This window comes from Paucibacter sp. Y2R2-4 (genome assembly GCF_025717535.1).
In the GTDB taxonomy this organism is placed as follows: Bacteria; Pseudomonadota; Gammaproteobacteria; order Burkholderiales; family Burkholderiaceae_C; genus Paucibacter_A.
Genome location: NZ_JAJIRO010000002.1, coordinates 841,621 through 867,799, shown reverse-complemented (window position 1 = coordinate 867,799; position 26,179 = coordinate 841,621). Strand labels below are relative to the sequence as shown.

Sequence of the window (26,179 nt, the reverse complement as noted above, 5' to 3'; positions counted from 1 at the left end):
GCCGCTTGGGTACCGGTCTTTTGTTTTGTGCTCGGGCAGTTCGGGAGCCGGTCACTGGCGCTGAGCGCTTGCAATTGCTGCCAACTGCTTGACGGGCAATTCGCTGCGGGCTTGGCTGGCAGGCACCAGCTTTGAAAACTGCCTTGGGTCTGTGTGCCCAAGCATTGCTCGAACTTTGCAATGGACAAGTATTGGGGTGTGGGCAGCGCGGCGCTGTGGCTTGCACTCAGGGCGGCCAGGGTCAGGCTCAAAATCAAGGGCGGTGTCTTGCGCATCGGCGGGTGGGCGATGTTGATGAATCAAGGCCCGAGCCAAGCCGGGCAGATTCGGCATTATGAGCGCAGCGCCCTAAGGGCAGACCTGCCTTCCACTCAAGCCAGCTGGAACACCGCGACGGCTTCGCCCAAGCGCAGCGACTGTTGGCCCAAGGCGCCGGCCGCCGCGGCCGACTCCTCCACCAAGGCGGCGTTTTGCTGGGTCATGCGGTCCAAATGGTTGATGGCCAGATTGACTTGCTGGATGCCATCGCCTTGCTCGCTGGCGGCGGTGGCCACCGTGCCGACCAAGCTGGCGACCGAGCGCGCATTGGCGACGATTTCACGCATCACCGTGCCCGATTGCTCGGCCAGTTCGGCGCCTGAGCGCACCGTGCTGAGCGAGCTTTGAATCAAGCCTTTGATTTCACGCGCCGCCTCGGCGGAGCGCTGCGCCAAGGCGCGCACTTCGCTGGCCACCACGGCAAAACCGCGGCCATGCTCACCGGCTCGCGCAGCTTCTACTGCCGCGTTCAGGGCCAGGATATTGGTCTGAAAAGCGATGCCGTCGATGACGCCGGTAATGTCTCCGATGCGACGAGCGCTCAAGCTGATGTCGCCCATGGCCGCCACCACATCGGCCACCACTTGGCCTCCGCGCAGGGCGGCCTCGGCGGCGCTGTCTGCCATGTGCATCGCCTGCTGCGCGGTTTGTGAGGACTGCTGTACCGCACCGGTCAGTTGCTCCATCGAGCTGGCAGTTTCTTGCAAATTGGCGGCGGTTTGCTCGGTACGCTGGCTCAGGTCTTGGTTGCCGTTGGCGATCTGCATCGAGGCGGTGGAGACCGAATCCACGCCCAGCCTTACTTCATCGACCAAGCCGCGCAACTTGCTGCCCATCTCGCGCATCGCCCGCATCAAGCGGCCGAACTCATCGCCGCGCTCGGGCAAGTGCTGCGCTCGCAGATCGCCGGCGGCAATGCGCTCGGCCACTCGTACCGCCTCGGCCAAGGGTTGGCTGATGCTTTTCACCAGCAGCGCCACGCCCAATAGGCTGAGGCCAAACACACAAAGCATCGCGCCCAACCCCAGTTGCGCGGCGCGGCTTGCCGCCGCCTGGGCCGAGGCTTCGGCCTGCTCGGCCAGCAGGATTTGCAGATTCACAAAGTCTTGCAACGCGGCCAGATAGGCGCTTGCGCCAGGCAATAACTCTGCTTGCACAACGCTCGCTGCCGAGGTGGCGGCGCTGCTTTGCTTCTTCAGTGCATCCACTTTCTTCATCGCCGCCACCACGGTGCTGCGGCGTTCAGCGATCAAGGCCAGCGCTCGTCGTTCCTCTTCGGAGCTGGCGCTCTGATCGATCTCTTGCTGCAGCTTTGAAATCTGTTCGGTTGCTTGCTTGCGGGCCGCAACAAAGCTGCTGTTCAGCATGGGCTCATCGCTGAGCGCCATGGCCAGCACGCGTTGGATATTGGCCTCGAGCGCCCCGCCCCAGCGGGTCGACAAGGTGATGTTGTGCTGGCGCCGGCCGAGTTCGTCCATGGCTTGCTGCATCGCCTGTGCGGCATGGCGCTGGCTCAGCAAGGCGCATATCGTCATCAAGCTCAGGGCGGTCAGGGCGCCAATCCAGAGCTTGCGGGCCACGCTTATGTTCTTAAATCGCATCATCAAATTGGGGGCAGGAGGAGAGAGGGGTGGGCGGGGTCAGAACTTGTGCGTCATGCCCAGGCCCAGGCCGCGCGGGCTTTGGCCCGCTTGCAGGCCGGGCACCGGGTTGGCGGCGAGGTTGTAGCGGGCTGATTCGCCATTGCTCAGCTGGGTCCAGGCGACCCAGAGTTCGCTGCGTGCCGACAGGCGGTGGCCATAGCCCAGCGACACTTGTTGGGCGGTGCTGCCGTCTTTGTTGCTGAGTGTTGGCGCGGCAATGCCGCCAACACCGACGCTGGCATTGCCTCGCGCCCGCTCGCCCCTCACATAGCTGGCGCGCCATTGGCCGCTGCTGCTGTCGACGCTGAGCGCCAACTGCCAGGCATCGCGCTCCAAGGTCTTGCCCGGCTGGGGCTGGTAATGCAGACGCTCCCAGGCGCCGCGCAATCGCAGGCTGCCCCAGCTGTAGCTCGCGCCCAAGCGGGTGGCCCAGTCTTGGCTGCCAGCGTGGAAGTAGTCGCGATGCCGCTCATGGCCCAAAGCCAGCATCAGCGGCCCCTGCACATGGCTGAGCAGGGCCGAGATCAAGTCGGGCGAGAGGCTGGGACTCTTTTCCTCGGGCAAGGCGTAGGCCAGCTTAAAGGAGGTGCTGGCCCAGCTTGGGCTGCTGTATTGCAGCAAATTGGGCGCACGGCGGTCAAAAGAGCTGGGGCTCGCGCCGTTGCCCGCGGTGACGAAGCCATTGCCCATGATGCTGTTGGAGGCAAAGATGCCGGCGGTGAAGGGGTCGACCGCATACACCGACACAAAGCGCAAGGGCGTTTCCCATTGGCCCAGCAGCCATTCGCCCCAAGGCCCGCGCAGGCCGATGCCGGTATTGCGTCCACCCCAGGGGCCTTCGCCGGTGTCGACTTTGACATTGGTCTCGATCTGAGCCCAAACGCTCAAGGCGCCGCCCAGGTCCTCGCTGGCGCGAAAGCCCAGCACCGACAAATCATTGGAGACGCGCCGCAGTGGTCCAGGCGCTGCCGGGCCGGCGGTCTGTACTTGTTCCAGATTGGCTTTCAAAAAGCCATAGACCTGCAACTGCCCAGCCTCGCCGGCCTGTACTGCCGTGCTGCAGGCGGCGAGCCACACCAGGCCAAGCGAGACCTGCAAGCGTCGGTTGGCGGGCTTTTGAATTGAATTTATGGAATACATACATATCGCAATGTATACATAAAAACAAATTTATGTGCATAAAAATTCAAGGCGCATAGCGGCCGCTGCTACCCCGTTGCGGCCGTGCCACGCGGATGCATCCGGTGCGGCGCTCTTTTTCTGAGCTCTCGGAGGCTGCGGGGCCTGTTGGAAGTGGCGCACTTCAGCGGCGCACTGTTTCGACGATGAGGGCTTGCTGTTTCTTGTTGCTTGATTTATTGAGTTGTTGACTGAGTCAACAAAAATTATGCGTTTGTGTAAATGTCGTCTTGCGGCTTCAATCGCCACCCATGGCATATGCAGACACTTCGATTCCCGCGCACCCTAGCGGCGCCCAAGCCCTCAGCGATTCGGCGGCTTGCGGCTTGCTGCGTCGTGAAGACGCCCGCCTGCTGCGCGGCCAGGGCGGCTTTGTGGCGAACCGCCAAGTGCCCGGCATGCTGCACGCCGTCTTTGTGCGCAGCCCGCATGCTCACGCCCGCATCACGGCCATCGAAGCCAGTGATGCCTTGGCTTTGCCCGGCGTGCGTGCGGTGCTCTTGCCTGAGGACTTTGTCGGACTGCGTCAGCCGCGCGTCAACGCCTTGCTGCCGGGCATGTGCTTGCCGCAAGCGGAGTTGTTGCCGCTGGACCGGGTGTTGGCCGTGGGCGCGCCGGTGGCCCTGGTCTTAGCCGACTCTCGCCAAGAAGCCCAAGCTGCGGCCGATTTGATTTGGGTGGACTACCAAGACCTGAGCCCGGTGCTGGACTTTGCGCCGGACTCGGCGGCCGAGACGCTCTACCCCGGCATGCCCAGCCGTCAAGCTTTGCATCAGCACATCGCTGTCGGTCAGTTGCCCAAGCATGCGCCCAGCGCGGCGGTACAACTGGGGCTGCCTCGCGTGGCTGCATCCCCCTTGGAGCCGCGCGCTGCCCTTGTGCAATGGGACGAAGCCGCGCAAACGCTGAGCGCCTGGCTGTCCACCCAAACGCCCAGCCGTGCCCGCGAGGACCTGGCCCATGCCTTGGGGCTGGCCCAATCCCAGGTGCGCGTGGTGGCCACCGATGTGGGTGGCGCTTTTGGGGCCAAGGCCTCGGTGTTTGCCGAAGACTTGATGCTGGCCTGGGCCGCGCTCCGTTTGCAGCGCCCCATGCGATGGCTGGCCAGTCGCGGCGAAGACTTGCTGGCCGGCACCCATGGCCGAGGCTCGCAGCTGCAGGGGCAATTATGGTTGGCGCCCGGCAGCCCGCAATTCATAGGCCTGGCCGCGCAGATGCAATTCACCCTGGGCCATTGGCTGCCCTTCAGCGCCGCTGCGCCGCTGCGCAATGCGACCCGCATCCTGCCCGGCCCCTACCGGGTGCTGGCTCAAGAGGTGCAGGCCGAGGGCTTGTTGAGCCATGCAGCGGCCGTGGGTATTTACCGGGGTGCCGGCCGGCCCGAGGCCTGTGTCCTGATGGAACGCTTGGTGGACGAGGCAGCGCGACGCTGCGACATCGACCCCTTGGCCCTGCGTCTGGCCAATGTTTGGGCCGCCGAGGACCTGCCGCGCCAGCTGCCCAGCGGTGAATGGCTGGACCGCTGCGACCCGAGCGCGCTTTTGCTGCGGGCGGCCGAACGGTTCAACTACACGGAGCGCCGAGCCCGCCAACAAGCGGTCCGAGGCGATGCTCGTACGCTCACCGGCCTGGGTATCGCCCTCTATGTGGAGCCCTGTGGCCAGGGCGGCGAGAGTGTGCGCCTGACCGCGCTAGAAGGTGGCGGCTATTTGCTGGCCACCGGCGCTACAGCGCAGGGCCAGGGGCGCGAGACCGCTTTTTCTTTGATCGCAGCCGAAGCCTTGGGCTGCGCACCCGGCGAGGTCGAGGTGCTGCATGGCGACACCGCGCAATGCCCGGCCGGCATTGGCGCCCTGGCCAGCCGCAGCACTGCGATTGGCGGATCGGCCATCCTGGCCGCCGCGGCCGAACTGAAGCAAAAGCTGGCTGAGGGCGCGCCGCGTCCCTGCACCGTTGAGCTCTTTCATACCGCGCCGAATGAAGCCTGGGCCTCCGGCTGTCTGATGGTGGAGCTGCACATCGACCGCGACACCGGCGCGCCCACGATCAAGGACGTGGTCTGGGTCGACGACGCCGGTGTGTTGGTGCACCCGACCCTGGTGCACGGCCAGCTGATCGGTGGCCTGGCCCAGGGCCTGGGTCAGGCGCTGATGGAAAAAATCGTTTACGACGACAGCGGCCAACTGCTCACCGGCTCGCTGATGGACTACGCCTTGCCGCGCGCCGAAGACATGCCGCCGGTGCACATCGAAAGCCTGCCTACCCGCAGCGCCGCCAATGCGCTGGGCGCCAAGGGCGTGGGCGAAGCCGGCTGCATCGGCCTGCCGGCGGCGCTCTTGAATGCCGCGCATGACGCCCTGGCGCAGATCGGTATCACCGAGGCGCAGCTGGACTTCCCCTTGAGTGCTCCTGCCTTGTGGCGCGCCATGCAAGCCGCGCCTGCCTCTCCCTCTTCTTCTCTTTGATATTTCAGAAAGCAGCGACCCCATGAACTACAACAAGCAAGACGCCAAGGCCTATGCCAAAGCCCATTTCACCGGCGTTTGGGCCGCCATGCTGACGCCCTTCAAGGCCGATGGCAGCGTGGACGAAGAAGGCTTTCGCGCCAATGTCGCGCATTGGACCGGCACCCTCAAGCTGGGCGGCTTGTTCGTCTGCGGCAAGCAGGGCGAGTTCTTCTCGATGTCGCTGGAAGAACGCAAGCGCAGCTTCACGCTGGCGGCCGAAGTGGCGCGTGCCCAGGGTTCGCGCACGGTGATGTCTTGCTCCGACACCAATCTGGACACGGTGCTGGAGCTGGGTCGCCACGCCGAGGCCTGCGGTGCCGATTGGATCGTGGTGCACAGCCCGGTGCTGCACTTCGGGGCCGACACCGACGAGACGATTTACGAGTACTACCGCCACATCAGCGAGCAGCTCAATATCGGCATCGCCATGTGGAACCATCCCGACTGCGGCTATTTGATGAGCCCTCAGCTCTGCGCCCGCATCGCCGAGCTGCCCAATATCGTGGCCATCAAGTACAGCGTGCCGCGTGAGATGTACGTCGAATTGAGCCGTTTGGTGGGCGACAAAATCCAGGTCAGCACCGCCTCCGAGGAAGAGTGGCTGGACAATATCGAGGAGCTGGGCTGGCGTCTGTATTTGTGCTCAACGCCGCCGCTGCTGCTGCAGACCGCCGCCGATCAGCGCATCAACGACTACACCCGCTTGGCTTTTGAAGGCAAGTTCGCGGAGGCTCGCGTGGTGCGCGACAGCCTGGAATCGGCCCGCCAGGCCTTCAAGGCCAGCAAGCCCAAAGGCAAGCCGCAGGCGCACAGCAAGTATTGGCTGGAGTTGCTGGGCCAGGTGGGCGGGCCGGTGCGTCGCCCCCTGCTGCAACTCACTGAAGACGAGCGCGCCCTGATCCGCGAGCAATTCGCCCGCAGTGGCCTGAAGCTGGGTTGAGCCGCATGGAGCTGCATGTCAACGGCCGCCCGGCCCAACTTCAGCCGCGCTCGGCCAGCCTCTTGATCGAGGTCTTACGCGATCAGCTGAAGCTCACCGGCACCAACCAAGGCTGCGACACCGCCCAATGCGGGGCTTGTACCGTGGTGATGAATGGCCGCGCCGTCAAAAGCTGCAATGTCTTGGCCCTGCAGGCCTGCGGTGCCCGTGTGGAAACGGTGGAGGGCTTGGCCGAGGGTGTGGCGGAGGGCGAGCAACTGCATGCGCTGCAAGAGGCCTTCTCGCGCCACCATGCCTTGCAATGTGGCTTTTGCACGCCGGGCATGTTGATGCGCGCCGTGGCCATGCAGCGCGAAGGCGTGCCGGCCGAGCCGGAGGCGGTGCGCCGCGCGCTGGCCGGCAATCTGTGCCGCTGCACCGGCTACGAGGGCATCGTCGCCGCCATCTGCGAATGGCTGGCCTCAGCGCAAGGAGGCGGGCGAGATGCAAGACTTTGACTACTGCCGCGCCGAGAGCCTGCCCCAGGCCCTGGCCTGGCTGCGCGACGGGGTCGACAGCAAGCTGATCGCCGGCGGCCAGAGCCTGCTCGGCGCCATGAAGCTGGGCCTGATGGCGCCGGCGCGCCTGATCGATCTGGGCGGCGTGGCGGAGCTGAAGCAGTTCAGCGAGCCCAGTGCTGGCCATTTGCAACTGGGCGCCATGCAGACCCATGCGGAGCTGGCCGCCAGCCCAGCCTTGCGCCGCTTCTCGCCGGGCTTGGCGACTCTCGCCGGCCACATCGCTGACGAGCAGGTGCGCAGCATGGGCACGCTGGGCGGCTCGTTGGCCAATGCCGACCCTGCAGCCTGCTGGCCGGCCGGCATGCTGGCTCTGGGCGCCACGCTGCAGACCGATCGCCGCGCCATTGAGGTGGACGATTACTTCACGGGCTTGTTCGGCACCGCGTTGGAGCCCGATGAGATTTTGTGCAGTGTGCGCATTCGCAAGCCGCGCCGCATGGCCTATCAAAAGTTTGAGCAGATGGCTTCGCGCTTTGCCCTCGTGGGCGTGGCCATCGCCCAGGCCGAGGACGGCCAGGTGCGTGTGGCTCTGACCGGCACCGCCCAAGGCGCGGTGCGATTGCCCGCGTTTGAGCAAGCGCTGAGCCGAGATTTCAGACCCGAGGCCTTGCGTGGCCTGCGGGTGGACGAGGGCTTGATGTCCAGCGACATCCATGCCGAGGCCGATTACCGATCCCATTTGGCTGCCGTTCTGGCGGGCCGGGTGGTGCAACAAGCATTGTTGGAGAAACAGTCATGAGCAATACCCATCAACACAAGACCCAGGCTCCGGTGCGCGTCGCGCTGATCGGCCTGGGCGCCATTGGCCGCGTCATCGCCCATGAGCTGCTGCAGCGTCGCGGCGAGGGCGTGCAACTGGTCGGTGCCATGTGTCAGCATGTGGAGGAGGGCGCTGGGCTGGACCTGCCGGTGGTCACCAGCTTGCCGGCCTTGCTGGCCCTGGAGCCTGAGTTGGTGGTGGAGGCCGCCGGCCATGGTGCCGTCAAGGCGCATGGCGCAGCGGTGCTGCGAGCCGGTTGTGACCTGCTGCTGGTCTCAGTGGGCGTCTTGTCGGACGCGATCTTGCAAGCCGAGTTGGAGCAGGCCGCAGCCGAGGCGGGACGGCAGTTGCTGCTGCCCTCGGGCGCGTTAGCGGGCTTGGATTATTTGCAAGCCGCGCGCATGGCGGGCTTGAGCCGGGTGTGCCTGCGCTCGAGCAAGCCGCCGCTGGCCTGGCGCGGTACGCCGGCCGAGGCTTTGCTGGATCTGGCCGCTATCTCCGAGCCCACGGTGTTCTTCCGTGGCACAGCACGCGAGGCCGCTGCCCAGTACCCCAAGAACGCGAATGTGGCCGCCACTCTGGCCCTGTGCACCTTGGGCATGGAAGGCACTTTTGTGGAGTTGGTGGCCGACCCCGGCCTGGCCGGCAATGTGCATGAAATCGAGGCCGAGGGTGCGGCAGGCGCCATCAAGCTCAGACTGGACAACGCGGCCTCGCCCGACAACCCCAAGACCTCGCTGGTCACGCCCTATAGCGTGATTCGCAGCATCTTGAGTCGGCGTGCTCGCCTCAGCGTTTGACGCTGCTGGCCTTGGCTTTGATCTTTTTGCCGCTCGAACCCAGCTGATGTGCGCCCTCGGCCAAGCTCAGTTGCTCACGCAGATGCTCTTGCATCGCCAGCGCCGCCGGCGACAGCGAGCGCTGCTGCAAATGCGCCAGCGAGACCTCGCGGGCCACGGCCGGCTTGTTCAGAGGCAGGCCCAGCAAGTCGTTGCCATGTTGCAGCGTCGACACTTTCAGGGCATAGGCCGGCAGGATCGCCAGGCCCAGGCCGGCCGCGGCCATGGCCATGGCGGTAGCGATATGGCTGACCTCTTGCGCCGGCTTGGGCGCACCGCCCAGCGGCGCAAAGCAGCGTTCCACCAGGGCGCGCAAACCGCTGCCTTCGCGCAGCAGCAGCAAAGGCTGGTCCAGCAGGTCGGCCCAGTCCAGACTGTTCGGCAGCGTGCCTTTCATTCCGAAGGCTTGCAGCGCATGGGCGCGGTTGCAGACCGCCACCATGGGGTCTCGCAGCAGCGCCTCGGCGCTGAGGTCGGGCTCGTTTTGGTCAAAGGTGGAGAGCAGCAAATCCAGCTCGCCTTGGCGCAAGGCGGCCAGCAGCTGGTCGGTGCTGGCATCCATCAGCGTCAGCTCAATCTCGGGGTAACGCTGGCTGAAGCTCTGCATCAAGCCCGGCATCAGGCTGGCGGCCAACAAAGGCGTGGTGCCCAGGCGCACCCGGCCACGGCGGCGCTCGGCCACATCACGCAAATCACCGGCCACCCGGTCCAGATCGGCCAGCAGGCGCTGCACGGCCGGCAGCAACTCCTGCGCAGCTTCGGTCAGCTCCAGGCGCCGCGTGGTGCGGTCAAACAGGCGCAGGCCCAGCTCGCTCTCCAGCCCGCGGATCAGCGCCGACAGTGCCGATTGGCTGAGGAACAGCGTTTGCGCAGCTCGCGTGAAGCTGCCCTCGCGCGCCACGGCCGCAAAGCCGCGCAGCTGTTTCAGCGAGACATTGGCCGGGCGCGCCGTGCTGCTCTTGGCGGGCTTTGCGCCGCTGAGCACGGGCATTTGAATTTTGAAGTCGTCCTTGGACATGGGCGGCCGCATCATACCCAGGGCGACGTCAGTTCGGCCTTGGGCCTCCTTCACAATCCACTTCCATAGAAAGCCCATCATGCTGAAATACGGACGTCCCTTGAACTTCTCCCGCTGGATTGCGGACCATGCCGCCGAGCTGAAGCCGCCGGTGGGCAACCAGCAAATCTGGCAAGACGCGGACTTCATCTGCACCGTGGTGGGTGGACCCAACCAGCGCACCGACTTTCACGACGATCCGCACGAGGAGTTCTTTCACCAGCTCAAGGGCAATGCCCATCTGATCCTCTGGGACCGCGGCCAGTTCGAGCGGGTTGACTTGAAAGAGGGCGATGTCTTTTTGCTGCCGGCCCATGTTCAGCATTCGCCGCAGCGCCCCGAGGCTGGCAGTCTTTGCACCGTGATCGAACGTCAGCGCGCGCCCGGCAGCCTTGATGCCTTCCAGTGGTATTGCGCCCATTGCGGCGGCCTGATCCAGCGCCACGCGGTGCAGCTGCAAAGCATTGTTGGCGACTTGCCGCCGCTGTATCAGCAGTTCTATTCCAGCGATGAAGCCTCGCGCACCTGTGCATCTTGCGGCGAAGTTCATCCCGGCCGCGACTGGCGCAGCTGGCACGGCGTGATCGCGAAAAAACACCCACATGCCGCCGTGCCGCTGTCGCCACTCGCGCCGCTGTCACCGCAGGAGGCCTGAACCATGAAGATCGAAAACCAACGCGAGCTGCCTTGCTCGCAGGCGCAAGCCTGGGCGGCGCTGAATGACGACGCGGTGCTGCAGGCCTGCATCCCCGGTTGCGAATCGCTGCAGCGCAGCGCCGATGACCAGCTGCAGCTGGTGGTGATGGCGGCGGTGGGCCCGGTGCGGGCGCGCTTCAAGGCCACGCTACAGATGCAAGACGTGGTGGCACCACAAAGCTATGCCGTGCAGTTTGAAGGGCAGGGCGGCGTGGCGGGCTTTGGCAAGGGCCGCGCGGCGGTGAGTCTGGAAGCTTTGTCCGCACAGAGCTGCCGCCTCAGCTACAGCGCCGATGTGCAGATCGGCGGCAAGCTGGCGCAGATCGGCTCGCGGGTGGTGGACGCCGCTGCGCAAAAAATCATTGGCGAGTTTTTTCAGCGCTTTGAGGCGCAGCTGAGCGTGGCCTCTGTCTCGGCCCTGGCCGAACCCAGCCCGGCTGCGCAGCCTGAACTCGGGCTCGGTTGGCTGGCGCGTCTGCGGGCCTGGCTGCTGGCGCTGTGGCGCGGCGGCCAAGCTGGGGCGCAGTCCTGAGCTTTGCGGCTCAGGCAGCGCTGGACTTCGGCGCGCCTTCGCTCATCGGGTCCAGGCGCTGGCCGCGCAGCAGGGCGATGGGCGAGCGCCAGTAGATCGCCACGTTGTGAAATGGGTCGCTGATGATTTTGGCAGCCCAGGCCAGGCCCCAAGCCGGGCTGCGCAAGAAGAACAGATGCAGGGTGCGCGCCAGCAAGCCGGCGGCGCCCAGTGCCAACCAGCTCAGACCCACATCGTGCACCCAGCCCTGCCAGCTGTGGCTGGGCGTGATGAGCCCGAACAAGCTGGGGCTGGCCCACAAAGCCAAGGGCAAGGCGAGCCAAACGCCAATCAACACCGCCTTGCGCCGCATATTGAAGCCCACTTTGATGGCCTCTTTGTGGGCGTCGCTGGCCTGGTTGATATGGTCATAGCCGCGCGGTTCGAAAAAGATATGACCCGATTGTCGCGTCACCATGCCGATGGTCCAGCCGATGATGCCGGCCGCGGCCGGGTCGATGAAGAGCAGGCCATAGGCGCACAAAAAGCTGATCGCGCTGATCAGGTGCAGGGTCTGGTTGATGCGGCACTGGTGGTAGTAGCGGTGGTCGTCCCAGCGCAGGGTTTCGATTTTTTGGTGGAAGTCATGCAAGAGCATCTCGGAAGTTCCTTGTTGGCAGATGAGATGGGGGGCAGGAAAGCTGCATGACGGCAGCGTGACCGCGCTCAATGACGCTCAAGTGACGCAGGCCCAGCATGGCGATGGCATCTGAACAAAGTCTGACCAAGGTCAAAGTGGCCGCGCTGGGCCCGCTGATTTGTGCGGCATGCGAGTCCAAAAAGGTCTCGATGCAGGCAAGACCTGGCACCAGGCTGGGCGAGGACGTAGACTGCGCTCAATCCCCCCCGCCAACCCCTAGGCCATTGCGACGATACCCATGCTAAGGCGCCGCCGGACCTTTCTCTTGAGCTCGCTTTGGCCTGTTGGCCTGACGCTGGGCTCCCTTGCGCGCGCCGAATCGGACGCCGAGGTTTCAGGCAGCAGCGGTGGTGCCAGCCGGCCGGCGTCGGTGATCTACCTCGGTGGCTCGGCCGCGCTCAGTGGCCCGGCGGCCTTTTTGGGGCGGCGCTTTCATGTCGGCGCCCAAGCTCATTTCACTCAGCTGAACCGGCAGGGCGGTGTCGGCGGCGCGATGATCGCCTTGAACTTGCTCGACGATGCCTACGAGACCGAGCGAGCCGAGGCCAACACCCGGCAACTGCTTGATGACCCGCGCACTCTGGCCTTGTTCGGCTATGTCGGCACGCCCACCAGCTTTGTGGCCTTGCCCTATGTGCGGCGCGCCAAGGTCGCTTTTGTTGGCGCCTATACCGGCTCTGAGGTGCTGCGCGAGCCCCCCAGCCCCTATGTCTTCAATGTACGGGCCAGCTATGCCGACGAAGGCCGCAAGATGGTGCAGGCCATGAAAGCGGCGGGAGTGCGCACGGTCAATGTGATGTATCAGGCCGATATGTTTGGCCGCTCGGGGCTAGAGGCCATCAAGGCGGCGGCGACGGAGCAGGGCATTCAGGTCTTGGCCAGCGCCACCGTCAAGCGCAACACCGAGAGCGTGGCCGATGTCGCCACCGAACTGGTGCGCAAATCCAAGGCCGACGCGATCTTCATGGTCAGCACCTATGCCACTTGCGCGGCCTTTGTGAAGTCGGCGCGCGGCCTGAACTACCGCGGTCATTTCTATACCTTGTCCTTTGCAGGTCTTGAGCCCTTGCGAGAGGCCTTGGGCAAAAGCTTGAAGGGCGTGACGATGGCCCAAGTGGTGCCGGACCCGACGGACGCCGCCGTGCCCGTGGTGGCGGCTTATCAACAAGCCATGCGTCAAGCGGGCGAAAAGCAGTTTGATTCGATCAGCTTGGAGGGCTTTATCGCCGCCCGCATCATGGTCGAAGGCCTGCGCCATGCCAAGGCGCCACTGACCCGAGCCTCGGTGCTGGAGTCACTGGCACATCTGGGGTCGCAGGATCTGGGCGGCTTTCAGCTCAACGTCGGCATGGGTTCGGGCGCCCAGCCCAAGTTTGTGGAGCTCAAGGGCGACAAATAAGGGGCGCCTAGCCGGCGCGCCTGAAGGTCAGATTGATGCGCTGCTCGCCCAGCAGCGGGTGCTGGCCCTCGGCCACCGGCATCACCCCATGAAAGCGCAGCCGGGACGGCCCGCCCCAGACCAACACATCGCCATGCGTCAGCGGCAGGCGCAGGGTTTTGTCGCTGCGCTGCAGGCCGCCAAACAAAAACACCGCCGGCAGGCCCAGCGACACTGACACGATGGGCTGGCTGTAGTCGCGTTCGTCGCGGTCTTGGTGCAGGCTCAGCTTGGTGTCGGGCAGGTAGCGGTTGATCAGGCAGGCGTCGGGTTCGAAGCTCACATAATGCGCCAGCTCGGCGGCGTGCCGGGCCAGCGTTTTCAGCTCGGGCGGCATGGCCGGCCAGTTTTGGCCGCTCAGTGGGTCCAGCGCCTGGTAGCGGTAGCCGGCGCGGCTAGACACCCAGCCCAGTGGCCCGCAATTGCTCATCGCCACTTGCATGGTCTGGCCGCCCGGTGTTTGCATCTGGCGCAGCGGCGCTTGGCTCAAGACGTCCTCTACCGCCGCCAATAGTGCCGCTTCGGCGCCCAGGGCCAAGCCGGGCAGCAGCCAGGCGCCGGGGGCAAATTCCAAGGGGGCCGGCGGCCCAAACAAAGACTCGGTCATGGATCGATTCAAGAAAAACGCCGTGGCGCTTCGATGCAAGCAGCATGCATTTTGTGAGGAGGTTTCATCCGCCAGTATGGCGCCGGGCCATTAGACTGCGCAGCACGATGCCTGTTTGAAGGGGCGACAGCTTTGTCGGCCAGCAGTTCAGGGTCTTTCGCCCATTGATGATGAAGAAGATGACTGCCCAACCGTGCTGACTCCGCGCATCCTCGCGGCGCGCCTGTGGCCGTCCGCTTTGTCTTCCAATACGCAGCCCGCCCCGCAGGCAGAGAAGCTCAGTCAATGCCTGCTCTTGGCGGTTTTGCTGCACGCCTTGCTGCTCTTGTGGATTGGCACCGCGCCCGGCGGCACCGCCAAGCCCGGCGACGGCGTTTGGGGCCGTCTCAATGTGACTTTGACGGGTGGAACAGGCGATCAGAAAGCGGTGAGCCCGCAAGCTGCGCCCACACAGGCGCAGCAGGGCCCCGTGGGCAAAGGCAGGCAAGAACGCCATGGCGGCACCGTCAGGCCGGCCGAGGCGCCGCAGCCTCTGCCCATGACGCCCGGCGCCGCTCGCGAGGGCGAGTGGGCCAGCCGCGTGCCCGAGCCCGGTGAGGCGACCGATGCTTTGGCCAGCATCTCGCCTGAGGTGAAAGACGCCGCACACGCCAGCGAAGTCACGCCCAAGATCATGGCTCAGGCCAAGGCGGATGTTGCGCAGGCGCCTGCGCCCCCAGCTGCTCCGGCGCCTGTGCCTGTGCCTGTGCTTGCCGCTGCACCGACGCCACCCAAGCTGTCTGAGCTGCGCTCCCTCGATGCGGAGGCCTTGCCCGCCACAGCCGCATTGGCCGAGCCCACGCGGAGCACCGCGGTGCTGAGCGCGCCGTCGGGCCGCGAGCTGCCATCTGGCCCCAGGCTCAGTAAAAACCGTGCGCCCAGCGAGTCGCTCGGCCGCGTGCCGGTCTTGCCCAAGACCGCAGCCCTGGCCGCCCCAGCCTTGGATGCCAAGACCCTGCCCAGCCTGCCGCCAGTGCTGCGGCGAATTGAGGACTTGCCGGCGCCCTTGTCTGTGCCGGATGCACCTAGGCCGCTCGCCGAGCTTCTTCAGGCGCCTACCTTAACGCGCAGACTCGACGCACCGCCGCCCCGGCCTGCAGCTCTGAGCGAGCGCCTGCCCGCCATCGCCAAGAGCGACAGCGCGGCGCTGCCGCCAGCCACTTTGTCGCCGCCGCTGGCCCTGCCTGCTGCCCGTCTGCCGGCCAGCCGAAGCGCTGCCGTGCCCAAGCTGCCGCCCTTACCCACCATGCCGAACGAGCCCCTGGCCAAGGCGCCCGAAATCCCCGCTGCGCTGCCGGTGCAGGCGCCCGCTGAGTCGAGCGCCGTGGCCGCCAAGGCCGCCGAGCCGGCGGCCTCGTCTGCCGCGCTTGCGGCTGCCCAAGCCGTGACCCCGGTGCCAGCAGCGCCGGCGCCAAACCCTGTCCCTGCACCAACAACTGCACCAACAACTGCTGCAACAAGGGCTTCAGCAACACCGACGAGCGCTCAGCCCAGCCCTTCAAACGAGACGCCGGCTCAGAAGGCGAGTGCGGCCAGCCTCTTAGATCCTGGCGGCTCCCGCCCCCGCTTGGGCGCCCCGGACGCCGGGCCGCGTCTGGGCCGTGATGTGGCCACGCCCGCGTCCGCCTCGCCTGAGGTCAAGCCCTTGAACCTGAGCCTGCCACGCGGCGGCGAGTTGTCGGCGCACGGCTCGCGCGGTGTCTTGCCCTTGATGCCACTGCCGCCGGAGCGCAAGTCCAAGCTCAGCGAAAGCATGGAAGAAGCCAAACGCGCGGATTGCCGCAAGGCTTATGGTGAAACGCTCGGCCTCTTGGCCGTGGTGCCGCTGGCGGTGGACGCGGTGCGGGGTGGGACCAAGGGCTGCAGCTGGTAAGGGCGTTCTCGCACTCCCCCCCGTGATTCAAGGCAGCGCCGCGCTAGCACCCACGAGCAAAGTACCAAGTTGTGATGCGGCCAAGCGAGTCGCGCAAAGGCAGCCAAAGCCGCCGGGTTTCTGCGAGCTCGAAGTCGCTATCGCAGATGCTTTTGTTCGAGACGGCCAGGTGTAGCCAGACCGCACCATCGATCCGTTTGATGCCGAGAAGTTCTGCGCTTAACAGCTGGGCGGCCACCAAAGACCTGGGGGCTTCAAACTTGGCGCCCTTGGGGCGAAGCTTCGCTTGCTTCAGAGCACCGTGGCGCAGGTACAGCATGGTTCTGTTGGTTTGGAGCAGCGTTTCGATTGAAACGAAACCGGCAGAACATTCCTCATGGACCCAGGCTGAACCCGAGCGTAGCAAGACCTGGCACCAAGCCTGGTGGCGGGCAAGGACGATGGCGGCTGCCGCTTCGTAGTCGTATTCGAGTGTAGGCAGGGACTCTTCAGTGCCTGAGTGCAGGCGAACCCGCACTTCAAGGCCCTCGCAGCTCAATTCATCAGGGAAGGACCAGGGCTGAGCCACGAAGGCAAAGCCGATATAGCTGCTTTGATGGGTTTTGGCGAACAGCTTGACCGGCGCGGGGCGAAACGCATCGCAGGGCCCATCCCCCAAGAGCAAAGGCAGCTTGAGCAAACCGATCGTGCCATCTGGTGGTTCGCGCTCAGACTCCTGCCCATGCGCGACGGCGAGCAATGCAAAGGCGGCCGCGAAGCCGGCAAGACTTGCTTTCATGCGGACGCAGGCCCGCCCCTGCAAGGGGCCAAGTCAAGACGATAAGGCGGGTAAGGCATCGATAGACTCCGATGGGGCACAGGTGGCCCCGCTGAGCTGACAGGGATTGTGCCGCCGATGCGGCCGGCAAATTGCTGAATTCTGGGTTTTCCGGCTCATGTCAGGCGTGGCCTCGGGGCTTGTCCCCATCAACTTCTGTCACTAAGGCCCGGCACAATGGCTGAATGACAGAGAAATCCGCTGCGGGTCCGAGCTTGGTTGAAAGCTCGGACGGCGACTTCGACCCCAACACGATTCTGCAAGTCTTTGCCGAGCGCTTGCGCGAGCGCGACAAGCCGGTTGATCTGTCCATCTCGCAGGCCACGCTGAGTGCCAATAGCAGCGTCAAGCGCCCCTTGTCGGCTTCGGCGCTGCGCCCGGGCGAACAAGGCCTTGGCACTGCATCGCTAAACCAGGCGCGCGCCCGTTTTGGCGCAGCGGTGGGGCGCTGGGATATGAGTGATGTCAGCGATGTGGAGGACATCAGCGAGCGCCGCCCGGCCTTGGCTGCACCATTGCTCTCGCAACCCACAGGGGCCGCGCAAGACTGGGTGATTGAAGAAGCAGAGGTTGTCGTAGAAGAAGAGCCAGAACTGCAAGCAAAGCAAGACGTGCCGCTGCGTGCAGATGAAGAAACTCCGCCCCATTCATTTGCTCAAGTTGGGCAAGTTTTGGAACCGGAGGCGGCTGAAGCCCCCTTGCAAGCGGCGATCGCCTCAGATGCCGAGGTCGCCGCTGTTGCTGCCGCCGAAGCGCACGAGGAGGAAGCAAGGCGCGCTGCGCAGCAAGAATTGTTGGCTGAGCGAGAACAGGCAGCCCAGCAAGCCAAGGCCGAGCGAGCTCGCGTCAAGGCTTTGAAGCTGGAAAAACTGCAAGAAGAAAGAAAAGCAAAGCAAGTGGCGCAGGCCCAAGCTCGCGCAGCCAAGCAAGCCAAGTTGGCTGAGCAGGCTGAGTTGGCCAAGCGCAAGAAAGAGCAAGAAGCAAAGGCAGCAGCCGAGCAATTGGAAAGACAGGCTTTGCAGGCCCAACTCGAGGCGGAGCGTGCGGCGGCTGAAGAAGAGCAGAGATTGCTTGCTGCTGAACGTGAGCTGGTCGAGCGTGAGCGAGCAGAGCGCATAGCCGCTGAGCGCCGCGCCGCAGAACAGGCGGCCGCGCAAGCGGAGGCTGAAGCGCGAGAAGCCGCCAAGCGAGAAGCTGAGGAGCGCGAAGTCGCCTTGCGTGCGGCTGCAGCTTTGGCCACCGCGCAAGAAGCCGCAGCTGAAGAACAGAGGAGAAAGGCCGCTGTCGCTGAGCGCCACGCCGCTGAGCAAAGAGCCGCGGAACAGGCGGCTGAAGAAGCGGCTGCCATGGCTGCCTTGAGAGCGGCGGAAATAGCAGCGGCTGAACGCGACGCTGCGATGCGCGAAGCTGAGGCACGCGAAGCCGAGGCACGTGCTGCAGCCGCGCGAGAGGCAGCATCCCTTGAGGCCGCCGCCCGAGAAGCTGCAGCCCAAGAGGCCGCAAAACAGGCTGCAGCAAAACTGGAGGCCGAAGCACGTGAAGCTGCGGCAGCGCTAGCCGCAGCTCAGGCAGTTCAGGCAGAGCAGCAGCGCCAAGAAGCTGCCGCTCTGGCAGCGCAAGCCGCTGAAGCTGCCGAAGCTGCAGAAGCTGCAGAAGCTGCAGAAGCTGCAGAGCGCGCAAGACTTGCCGAAGCCGCGAAAGCAGCCCAAGCCGCCGAAGCAGCAAAAGCCGCGGAGCTTGCCTTGCGCGAAGCCCAGGCGCTGGCGCAGCGGCAGGCTCAGGCGGCCGAGCGCGCTCGTTTGCAGGCCGAGGCGGCGGCGCCGTTTTTGCGCATCGACATGCCAAAGCTCGCACCCCAGGCAGCCAAGAAAACGGATGCGCCGGACTTGGACTTGAGCAGCCTGGGTTTGTCGCGTCTGGCGCGGCAGAGCTCGCCTGCCGCCGCGCCGGAGCTGGATTTGTCGGGCTTGGCGGCCCGGGCTCAGCCGCAGGCCAAACCGGCGCCGGATTTGCAAGACTTCCGCGCCTTGCTGAATCAAGTCAGCCAGGTCAGTCAGCAGGCGACGGTGTCGAATCAGCCGCATCAGGCGCATGAAGCCCCAAGTTCTGCAGGGCCGGGCGCAGATTGGCAGGCCAGCGAGGCGCTGCGGAATGCCTTGCAAGCCCAGCGGCAGCCGCTGGAGGCGCAGCAGCCCTTGGACTTGGCGTCTTTGAGCGCCATCAGTGCGCTGGCTCGCAAGGGCGGGGGCGGCTCGCGCGCCAGCTAAAGTGCGGGCCTTGCAATGACGCTTCTCCATCGCTCGGCCTCTTGCAGAGTGATGGGTTTCAAGCAAGAGCTGTGAGCTTTTTCGCAAAAGCTTTTTCCTAAACACCCGCCACCTCCGCAGACGCAGGACCCCCACGACTCTATGAGCGGCAACAGCACTCTGAACTCAAACACGCCCATCACCCCGGGCCTCTTGGTGCTGCACGGCAATCGCGCCGAGTTGCTGGGGGATGCGGTGTTTGAATGGTTGCGCCGCCAGCCGCTGGGCGCTTTGGAAGAAGAGATCTTCCTGGTGCAGAGCAATGGCGTGGCCGAATGGCTGAAGATGACGCTGGCCGAGCAAAGCGGCATTTGCTCCGCCACGCGGGTGGAGTTGCCGGGGCGATTTCTGTGGCGAGCGTATCGGCAGATGTTGGGTCGGGACTCGGTGCCCTCGCAGTCGCGCCTGGACAAATTGCCGTTGACCTGGGCCTTGATGCGCTTGCTGCCGGAGTTAGCGCAGCAGCCGGGCTTTGAGCCGCTGGCCGGTTTTTTACGATTGGGGGACATGGAGCGGCGCTTGCAGCTGGCCCAGGCCCTGGCCGATTTGTTTGACCAATACCAGGTCTACCGCAGCGATTGGCTCGATGCCTGGGCGCAAGGCCATGACGTGCTGCCGCGCAGCGCGGGCGAGCCGCTGTCGGCGGCCACGCCGCTGCCGACCGACCAGCGCTGGCAAGCGGCTTTGTGGCGCGCTTTGCTGGCGCCTTTGTCGGCGCAGCAGCGCGAAGCCTCGCGGCCGCAGTTGCATCAGCGCTTTGTGCAGGCGCTGCAAGAAGGCCGCAAGCCGCAAAGCGCGATGGCGCGCCGCCTGGTGCTGTTTGGCATGACCCATGTGCCGATGCAAACCTTGCAGGCCTTGGCGGCGCTGTCCGAGCATTGCCAGGTGATTCTGGCGATCCCGAACCCTTGCCGTTATCACTGGGCCGACATCATCGACGGCCGCGAGCTGCTGCGCAACGAGAAGAACAAGCGGCGTCAGCCACTGCGCGGCGGGCTCGACCTGGCCGAGCTCTCGCTGGAGCAGATGCATGCCCATGCCCACCCCTTGCTGGCCAGCTGGGGCCGCCAGGGGCGCGACTTTGTGCGCCAGCTCGACGCCTTTGACGACGCCACCCAGGCGCAAGAGCGCTTCGGCATCGCCAAGATCGACCTCTTTGACGAAGGCCCCGGCGAGAGCTTGCTGACCCAGGTGCAAGCGCATATTCGCGACCTGACGCCGCTGGCCGAGCATCCGCGCACACCGCTGGCGCCGCAGGATCGCTCCATCGTTTTCCACATCGCTCACGGCGCGCAGCGCGAGGTCGAGATCCTGCTCGACCAGTTGTTGGCCCTGCTGGCCGAGCCTCCCGCGCCGGGCCAGGCACCGCTAACGCCGCGCGACATCGTGGTCATGGTGCCCGATATCGACAGCTTCGCGCCGGCCATCCGTTCAGTGTTTGGCCAGTACGGGCGCAGCCAAGACCCGCGCTTCATCCCCTACGACATTGCCGACCTGAAGGAGCGCGGCCACAACCCGCTGCTGCTGGCGCTGGAGTGGCTGCTGCGCCTGCCGCAGCAGCGCTGCCGTTTGAGCGAGATCCAGGCCTTGTTGGAGGTGCCGGGGCTGGCGGCGCGCTTTGGCTTGAGCGCCGACGATCTGCCGCGCCTGAGTCAGTGGATGGAAGGCGCCGGCATCCGCTGGGGCTTGAACGCCGAGCAACGCGCCGAACTGGGCCTGGCCGCCTGTGGCGAGCAAAACGCTTGGTCATTTGGTCTGCGCCGCATGTTGCTGGGCTATAGCGCGGGCCAGGGGCCGGCCTTCCAAGGCATTCAGCCCTATACCGAAGTGGGCGGCTTGGATGCCGCGCTGGCCGGTTCGCTGGCCGACCTGTTGACGGCGCTGGAGGGCTGGTGGCAGCAGGTGGCCGAGCCGGCCAGCCCGGTGCTGTGGGCCGAACGCGGCCGGCGCCTGATGGAAGATTTTTTCCAGCCGGCGGACGACAGCGAGCGCCAAACTTTGGCGGCCTTGCAAAGCGCGATGGGCAGCTGGCTGGAGGCCTGTGAGTCGGCCGAGTTTGCTGAAGCGGTGGATCTGGCCGTGGTGCGAGAGGCCTGGCTGGACGGGCTGGATGTGCCCATGCTGAATCGCCGCTTCAAGGCCGGTGGCGTGACCTTCTGTACCTTGATGCCCATGCGCGCCGTGCCTTTCGAGGTGGTGTGTTTGCTGGGCATGAACGATGGCGACTACCCGCGCCGCGGCAGCCGCAGCGACTTCGACCTGATGGGCCTGCCCGGCCTGTCGCGCCCTGGTGACCGCGCCCGGCGTGACGATGACCGGCAGTTGATTCTTGAGGCGCTGCTCTCGGCGCGACGCAAGCTCTACATCAGCTGGAGCGGCCGCAGCGTGCGCGACAACAGCGAGCAGCCGCCCTCGGTGCTGGTCTCGCAGTTGCGCGACTATCTGGCCTCGGGCTGGGGCGAGGCGGTGTTGGCGCCCTTGAGCACCGAGCATCCTTTGCAGCCCTTCAGCCGCCGCTACTTCGAGCAGGGCAGTACGCTCTTCACTCACGCCAGCGAGTGGCGCCAAGCGCACCAAACGCCGGCAGAAGCGGAGGGCGAAACTGCCCCATTGCCGCCCTTGGAAGTGGACGCCGATCAGCCGCTGCTCGACATCAAGGGCCTGGCCGCCTTCTTGAAAAACCCGGTCAAGAGCTTCTTCCGCCAGCGTCTGGATGTGCAGTTCGCCGAGAGCGCCAGCGCGGCCGAGGACGACGAGGCTTTTGCCGTGGACGGCTTGCTGGAATACGAGATGCTGCGCGAGCTCTTGGACGATGCCCTGCAGGACTTGCATGCCGAAACCGATGTGCCAATGCGTGTGGCCGGTCTGGCGGCGCGCATGCGCGAGGCGGGCCGCCTGCCCATGGCCGAGCAGGGTCGCCGCGCCGAGCGCGCCCTGGTCGAAACGGTCTCGCCCATGCTGAAAGCCTGGCGTGATCTGCAAGCCTTGTATCCGGTGCAAGCGCCCAAGGAGATGCTGCGTTTTCCGTTTGAGCAGCCGCTCTTGGAGGACTGGCTGGCCGATCTGCGAGCCCAAGCGCTGGGCGGCCAGCGCGTCTGGCTGGAACTGATCCCCAGCCGCTTGTGCGCTGATGAAAAATCCAAGTCGGCTCGCGCCGAGCGCCTGCTGGAAGCTTGGGTGCGCCAGTTGGTGGCCAGTGCCCATGGCCTGCAGTTGCAAGGCGTGCTGATCGGGCGCGATGCGCAGCTGACGCTGCAGCCGCTGCCACCCGAGCAGGCCCAGGCTGATTTGGCTGAGCTTTTGCAAGTCTGGCAGGAGGGCATGCTGTCGCCCTTGCCGATTGCGGCCTTGACCGGCTTGGCCCAGGTGGCCGAGCACAAGGATGTGGCCTCGGTGTTTGAGGGCGGCTTCAACAGCCGGGGCGAGGTCAGCGAGCCCTGCTTGGCGCGGCTCTACCCCGACTTTGCGGCACTCGCGGCGGATGGCCGTTTCGAGACCTTGGCCCCGCGTCTCTATGGTCCGCTGCATGCGTGGTTGCAGCAGGGCGTCAGTTTGGAATTGCATGCCTCGGCCCAGGCGGAGCAAGAGGAGGCCGCCGAATGAACAACAGCAGCACGCTGAATCCGCACGACTTCCCCTTGTGGGGCAGTCGCCTGATCGAGGCCAGCGCCGGCACCGGCAAGACCTGGACGATTGCCGCGCTTTACCTGCGCCTGGTGCTGGGCCATGGGGGTGCGGACGGGGAGGCCGGCGAGACCGGTTTTTTGCGGCCCTTGCTGCCTTCAGAGATTCTGGTGATGACCTTCACCCGCGCCGCCACGCGCGAGCTGTCGGACCGCATCCGCGCCCGCTTGCTGGAGGCGGCCAAGGTCTTCCGTGGCGAGGCCGAGCCCGCCGCCGGCGATGCTTTGCTACGCGCCCTGCTAAGCGATTACCCAGACGGACCGGCGCGCAGCGCAGCGGCTTGGCGCTTAGGCCTGGCCGCCGAGAGCATGGACGATGCGGCGGTTCACACCATCGACGCCTGGTGCCAGCGCATGCTGCGCGAGCATGCTTTTGACAGCGGTTGTCTTTTCAACGAAGACCTGATTGGCGACGAGCAGCAGCTGCTGTTGGAGGCCACGCAAGACTATTGGCGGGCCCAGGTCTATCCGCTCGGCGCTCAGTGCTTGGATCAGGCTCTGGCGGTGTTCAATCGCGTGGACGCGCTGGCGCAAGACGCCCGCCAGCTGCTGGCCCAAGACCTGCCCTTGGCGGCCGATGTGACGGAACCCTTGGGTTTGGTGATTGAGCGCGCCGAGCTTCAGCATGCGGCGGCCCTGGCCGCCTTGAAGCATGGCTGGGCCGAAGCCGCCGAGCGCATGCAAGCCTGGCTGGATGGCCAGATGGAGGGCAAGACCTGCCCCTTCAACAAGACCAAGCTGCGCCCCGGCTACTACCAGCCCTGGCTGCAAAGCCTGCGCGAATGGGCGCTGGACGAGGCACAGGTCGAGCCTGAAATCTCAGACGCGGGCCTGCGCCGCCTCAGCCCGGCTGGGTTGGCCGAGGCCTTGAAGCCGGATGCGGCAGCGCCCGAAGTGCCTCCTGAGTTTGAGGCTTTTGCGAACTTGCTGGAGGCCTTGCAAGCGCTGGAGAGCGTTGGCACACCGATGCGCTTGCATGCCGCCGCTTGCATTGGCGCGCGCCTGGCCGAATTGAAGGCCAAGTCGGGCCTGTTCGGCTTTGCCGATATGTTGAACCGGCTGGACCGTGCTCTCGACCCGGCCACCCAGGGGGCCAGCGCCGAGCGCCTGCGCCAAGGCATGCTGGCCCAGTATCCGGTGGCGCTGATCGACGAGTTTCAAGACACTTCGCCGCTGCAGGCGCGCATTTTTGACCGGCTCTATCGCTTGGCCGAGAACTCGCGCGACACGGCCCTGCTCTTGATCGGCGACCCCAAGCAGTCAATTTACGGCTTCCGTGGCGCGGACATCTACAGTTATCTGGACGCACGTCACAAGACCGCCGGGCGCCACTACATGCTGGGCACCAACCACCGCTCCAGCCTTGCCCTGGTGGCGGCGGTGAATCAGGTCTTTGCGCATGCCGAGCAGCGCGAGGGCGAGGGGGCTTTCATGTTTCGGGCGGCGGCCGACACGGCGGCCAACCCCTTGCCTTTTGCGTCGGTGGCCGCGCGGGGCCGGGCCGAGGTGTTCGTCAGCAGCCAGGGGCCGGTTCCGGCGCTGAGCCTGCAGCTGGACGCGCAGCTCCGCGACGCCAACAGCAGCCAGCGCTTGTTTGCGGCCCGATGTGCCGAGCAGATTGCGCAGCTGCTGAACGACAAGGCCGCTGGTTTTTCCGACCCGGCGCGCGGTAGCTTTGAGCGCTTGCGGCCGGCCGATATCGCCGTGCTGGTGCGCACCGGCCGCGAGGCTGCCACCCTGCGGCGCGAGCTGCGCCGGCGCAATATTGCCTCGGTCTATTTGTCAGACAAAGACTCGGTGTTTGCCAGCGCCGAGGCGCGCGATCTCTTGCGCGTTCTGCAGGCGGTGGCCGAGCCGCTGAATATGCGCTTGGTGCGCGCCGCGCTGGCGACCCGTTTGCTGGGCCTGAGTCTCGCCGAGCTGGCCCATCTGGCGCAAGACGATGAGGCCTTTGATGCTCGCAGCGATGAGCTGAAGGCTTTGCAGAGTGTTTGGCTCAGCCAGGGCGTTCTTGCCATGTTGCGCGAGCTGCTGCATGCCTTTGACTTGCCGGCGCAATGGCTGGCCCAAGACGAGCGCGGCGCCAAAGATGCTGACGGCGAACGTCGGCTGACCAATGTCTTGCATCTCGCCGAGCTGCTGCAAGCAGCCAGCCTAGAACAGGGCGGTGAGCAGGCCTTGATCCGCTGGCTGGCGGCGCAGATTGAAGAGGCCGAAGTGCCCGGCGCCGCTGCCGGCGAAGGCGCGGTGCTGCGATTGGAAAGCGATGCGGATCTGGTCAAGGTGGTCACGGTGCACAAGTCAAAGGGCTTGGAGTACCCCTTGGTTTTCATGCCTTTTGCGGCCAGCTTCCGGGCGGTGGACAAGGCGCGCACGCGCTTCGTCAAGCAAGCGCTGCCCGAGTCGCAAAGCGGCGAAGCCCAGCTTTATCTGGAGCCCACGGCCGAGCAGATTGCCCAGGCCGACCGCGAGCGTTTGCGGGAAGACCTGCGTCTGCTTTATGTGGCCCTGACTCGCGCTCGCCATGCCTTGTGGTTGGGCGTGGCGGCGCTGAAAGTACGCAACGGCAAGAGTTGCGAAAGCTGGCGCAGCGCCATCGGCTATGTGCTGGGCGGGGCCGCGCGATTTTCGGAAGATCAGCTGCAAGAACTGGCCGAGGCCTTGGCTGCTGCCAACCCCGAGATTGCAGTGAAGACCGCTGCCAGCGCCGCGTCCTTGGGCCCGAGTTTGGTGATGCCGCGCGGCGCGCCCACGCCGCTGAAGGAGCCCCAGGCCTACCAAGCGGAGTTTGAGCGGCGCTGGGGTATTGGCAGCTTCTCGGCTTTGGTGCGGGCGCTGCCGGTACGGGCGGTGTCCACGGAAGTGGCGCGTTCGGACGAAGATCAATCCGCTGCTGAATTGATGCTGCCGCAAACGCAGCAGCAGCAGCAGCCGGAGCAAAGCCTCTTGCCGCCTTGGCACCGTTTCCCTCGCGGCGCTTTTGCGGGCAATTTCTTGCACGATCAGCTCGAGTGGTTGGCCGAAGAGGGCTTTCACCGTCTGGCCGAATCCAGCGAGTTGCAGGCGCAGCTGATGCGCCGCTGCGAGCGCCAGGGTTGGGGCAATTGGGCGGCCGATGTGCTGCTGTGGTTGCAGCAGGTCTGTGCGGCGCCCTTGCCGCCGGTGGGCTGTGCCTTGCAAGACTTGAGCGGCCATCTGCCGGAAATGGAGTTCTGGTTCCCGGCCGATCACCTGAATGCGAGCGCTTTGGATGCGCTCTGCCGGCGCCATCTGCTGGGCGAGGAGGCGCGGCCCGAACTGCCGCAGCGCCAGCTGCATGGCTTGCTGATGGGTTTTGCCGACTTGGTGTTCGAGCACCAGGGCCGCTACTTTGTGCTGGACTACAAGTCCAACCATCTGGGCGCGAGCGACGCCGATTACAGCGATCCCGCTTTGCAGTCGGCCATGGCCCAGCATCGCTATGACGTGCAGGCCGCGCTTTATCTGCTGGCCCTGCACCGGCTTCTGCGAGCGCGACTCGGTGAGTCGTATGCACCCGAGCAGCATTTGGGCGGCGCGGTCTATGTCTTCATGCGCGGCATGCAAGGCCCGGCTCAGGGCTGCTATTGGGTCAAGCCCAGTGAGTCCATGCTGAATGAGCTGGATGCTTTGTTGGACAAGCAAGCTGCGCTGCAGGACAGCGGGGGCGTGCGATGAGTGGGGAAGA

At 65.4% G+C, this 26,179-nt stretch carries 18 protein-coding genes; 12 read left to right on the top strand and 6 right to left on the bottom strand.

Annotated elements, in window-relative coordinates:
• Positions 1-371: 371 nt before the first annotated feature.
• Both LNV06_RS10700 and LNV06_RS10695 read right to left on the bottom strand, forming a co-directional pair.
• Positions 372-1,919: a methyl-accepting chemotaxis protein gene (locus tag LNV06_RS10700; protein WP_263538230.1), complete on the bottom strand. Its 1,548-nt coding sequence runs from the start codon at positions 1,917-1,919 to the stop codon at positions 372-374.
• A gap of 39 nt (positions 1,920-1,958) precedes the next feature.
• On the bottom strand, positions 1,959-3,101 hold the full coding sequence (locus tag LNV06_RS10695) for a porin (protein WP_263538229.1): 1,143 nt from the start codon (positions 3,099-3,101) through the stop codon (positions 1,959-1,961).
• Between the two features lie 290 nt (positions 3,102-3,391).
• Here LNV06_RS10695 and LNV06_RS10690 point away from each other — a divergent pair, with 290 nt between their 5' ends.
• Genes LNV06_RS10690 through LNV06_RS10670 form a run of 5 tightly spaced genes read left to right on the top strand, consistent with a single transcriptional unit; the run spans position 3,392 to position 8,707 of the window.
• On the top strand, positions 3,392-5,605 hold the full coding sequence (locus LNV06_RS10690) for a xanthine dehydrogenase family protein molybdopterin-binding subunit (RefSeq protein WP_263538228.1): 2,214 nt from the start codon (positions 3,392-3,394) through the stop codon (positions 5,603-5,605).
• A 22-nt stretch (positions 5,606-5,627) separates the two neighbouring features.
• Positions 5,628-6,587 carry a dihydrodipicolinate synthase family protein gene (locus LNV06_RS10685; RefSeq protein WP_263538227.1) on the top strand — a complete coding sequence of 320 codons (960 nt, stop codon included), beginning with the start codon at positions 5,628-5,630 and terminating at the stop codon, positions 6,585-6,587.
• A gap of 5 nt (positions 6,588-6,592) precedes the next feature.
• Complete coding sequence (locus LNV06_RS10680) at positions 6,593-7,084, top strand: (2Fe-2S)-binding protein (protein WP_263538226.1); 492 nt, start codon at positions 6,593-6,595, stop codon at positions 7,082-7,084.
• Complete coding sequence (locus tag LNV06_RS10675) at positions 7,071-7,886, top strand: FAD binding domain-containing protein (RefSeq protein ID WP_263538225.1); 816 nt, start codon at positions 7,071-7,073, stop codon at positions 7,884-7,886. The genes LNV06_RS10680 and LNV06_RS10675 overlap by 14 nt, the downstream gene beginning before the upstream one ends.
• Positions 7,883-8,707 (top strand): aspartate dehydrogenase, encoded by an 825-nt coding sequence (locus LNV06_RS10670; protein WP_263538224.1) that lies wholly within the window; start codon positions 7,883-7,885, stop codon positions 8,705-8,707. Before LNV06_RS10675 ends, LNV06_RS10670 begins: the two co-directional genes overlap by 4 nt.
• Here the strand turns inward: LNV06_RS10670 and LNV06_RS10665 are convergent.
• Positions 8,697-9,764 (bottom strand): LysR family transcriptional regulator, encoded by a 1,068-nt coding sequence (locus LNV06_RS10665; protein ID WP_263538223.1) that lies wholly within the window; start codon positions 9,762-9,764, stop codon positions 8,697-8,699. The genes LNV06_RS10670 and LNV06_RS10665 overlap by 11 nt on opposite strands.
• Before the next feature lie 79 nt (positions 9,765-9,843).
• Here LNV06_RS10665 and LNV06_RS10660 point away from each other — a divergent pair, with 79 nt between their 5' ends.
• Both LNV06_RS10660 and LNV06_RS10655 read left to right on the top strand, forming a co-directional pair.
• Entirely contained in the window at positions 9,844-10,458 is a 615-nt protein-coding gene (locus LNV06_RS10660) for a 3-hydroxyanthranilate 3,4-dioxygenase (protein ID WP_263538222.1), read from the top strand.
• Positions 10,459-10,461: 3 nt separating this feature from the next.
• Positions 10,462-11,031, top strand: a complete 570-nt coding sequence (locus LNV06_RS10655) for an SRPBCC family protein (protein ID WP_263538221.1) — start codon at positions 10,462-10,464, stop codon at positions 11,029-11,031.
• Positions 11,032-11,041: 10 nt separating this feature from the next.
• Here LNV06_RS10655 and LNV06_RS10650 read toward each other — a convergent pair whose 3' ends face one another.
• Positions 11,042-11,668, bottom strand: a complete 627-nt coding sequence (locus LNV06_RS10650; protein ID WP_318013473.1) for a hypothetical protein — start codon at positions 11,666-11,668, stop codon at positions 11,042-11,044.
• A 307-nt stretch (positions 11,669-11,975) separates the two neighbouring features.
• Here LNV06_RS10650 and LNV06_RS10645 point away from each other — a divergent pair, with 307 nt between their 5' ends.
• Positions 11,976-13,109: an ABC transporter substrate-binding protein gene (locus LNV06_RS10645; RefSeq protein WP_263538220.1), complete on the top strand. Its 1,134-nt coding sequence runs from the start codon at positions 11,976-11,978 to the stop codon at positions 13,107-13,109.
• Positions 13,110-13,116: 7 nt separating this feature from the next.
• Here LNV06_RS10645 and alkB read toward each other — a convergent pair whose 3' ends face one another.
• Positions 13,117-13,755, bottom strand: coding sequence for a DNA oxidative demethylase AlkB (alkB, locus tag LNV06_RS10640; RefSeq protein ID WP_263538219.1), 639 nt, complete (start codon positions 13,753-13,755; stop codon positions 13,117-13,119).
• A 193-nt stretch (positions 13,756-13,948) separates the two neighbouring features.
• Here alkB and LNV06_RS10635 point away from each other — a divergent pair, with 193 nt between their 5' ends.
• Entirely contained in the window at positions 13,949-15,667 is a 1,719-nt protein-coding gene (locus LNV06_RS10635) for a hypothetical protein (protein WP_263538218.1), read from the top strand.
• Positions 15,668-15,710: 43 nt separating this feature from the next.
• Here the strand turns inward: LNV06_RS10635 and LNV06_RS10630 are convergent, their stop codons facing one another.
• Positions 15,711-16,445 carry a hypothetical protein gene (locus tag LNV06_RS10630; RefSeq protein ID WP_263538217.1) on the bottom strand — a complete coding sequence of 245 codons (735 nt, stop codon included), beginning with the start codon at positions 16,443-16,445 and terminating at the stop codon, positions 15,711-15,713.
• A gap of 224 nt (positions 16,446-16,669) precedes the next feature.
• Here LNV06_RS10630 and LNV06_RS10625 point away from each other — a divergent pair, with 224 nt between their 5' ends.
• The 3 genes from LNV06_RS10625 (at position 16,670) to recB (ending at position 26,169) form a co-directional block, all read left to right on the top strand.
• Positions 16,670-18,751 carry a hypothetical protein gene (locus tag LNV06_RS10625; protein ID WP_263538216.1) on the top strand — a complete coding sequence of 694 codons (2,082 nt, stop codon included), beginning with the start codon at positions 16,670-16,672 and terminating at the stop codon, positions 18,749-18,751.
• A gap of 141 nt (positions 18,752-18,892) precedes the next feature.
• Entirely contained in the window at positions 18,893-22,393 is a 3,501-nt protein-coding gene (recC, locus tag LNV06_RS10620; RefSeq protein ID WP_263538215.1) for an exodeoxyribonuclease V subunit gamma, read from the top strand.
• Positions 22,390-26,169, top strand: a complete 3,780-nt coding sequence (gene recB / locus LNV06_RS10615) for an exodeoxyribonuclease V subunit beta (protein ID WP_263538214.1) — start codon at positions 22,390-22,392, stop codon at positions 26,167-26,169. The genes recC and recB overlap by 4 nt, the downstream gene beginning before the upstream one ends.
• Positions 26,170-26,179: the final 10 nt, after the last annotated feature.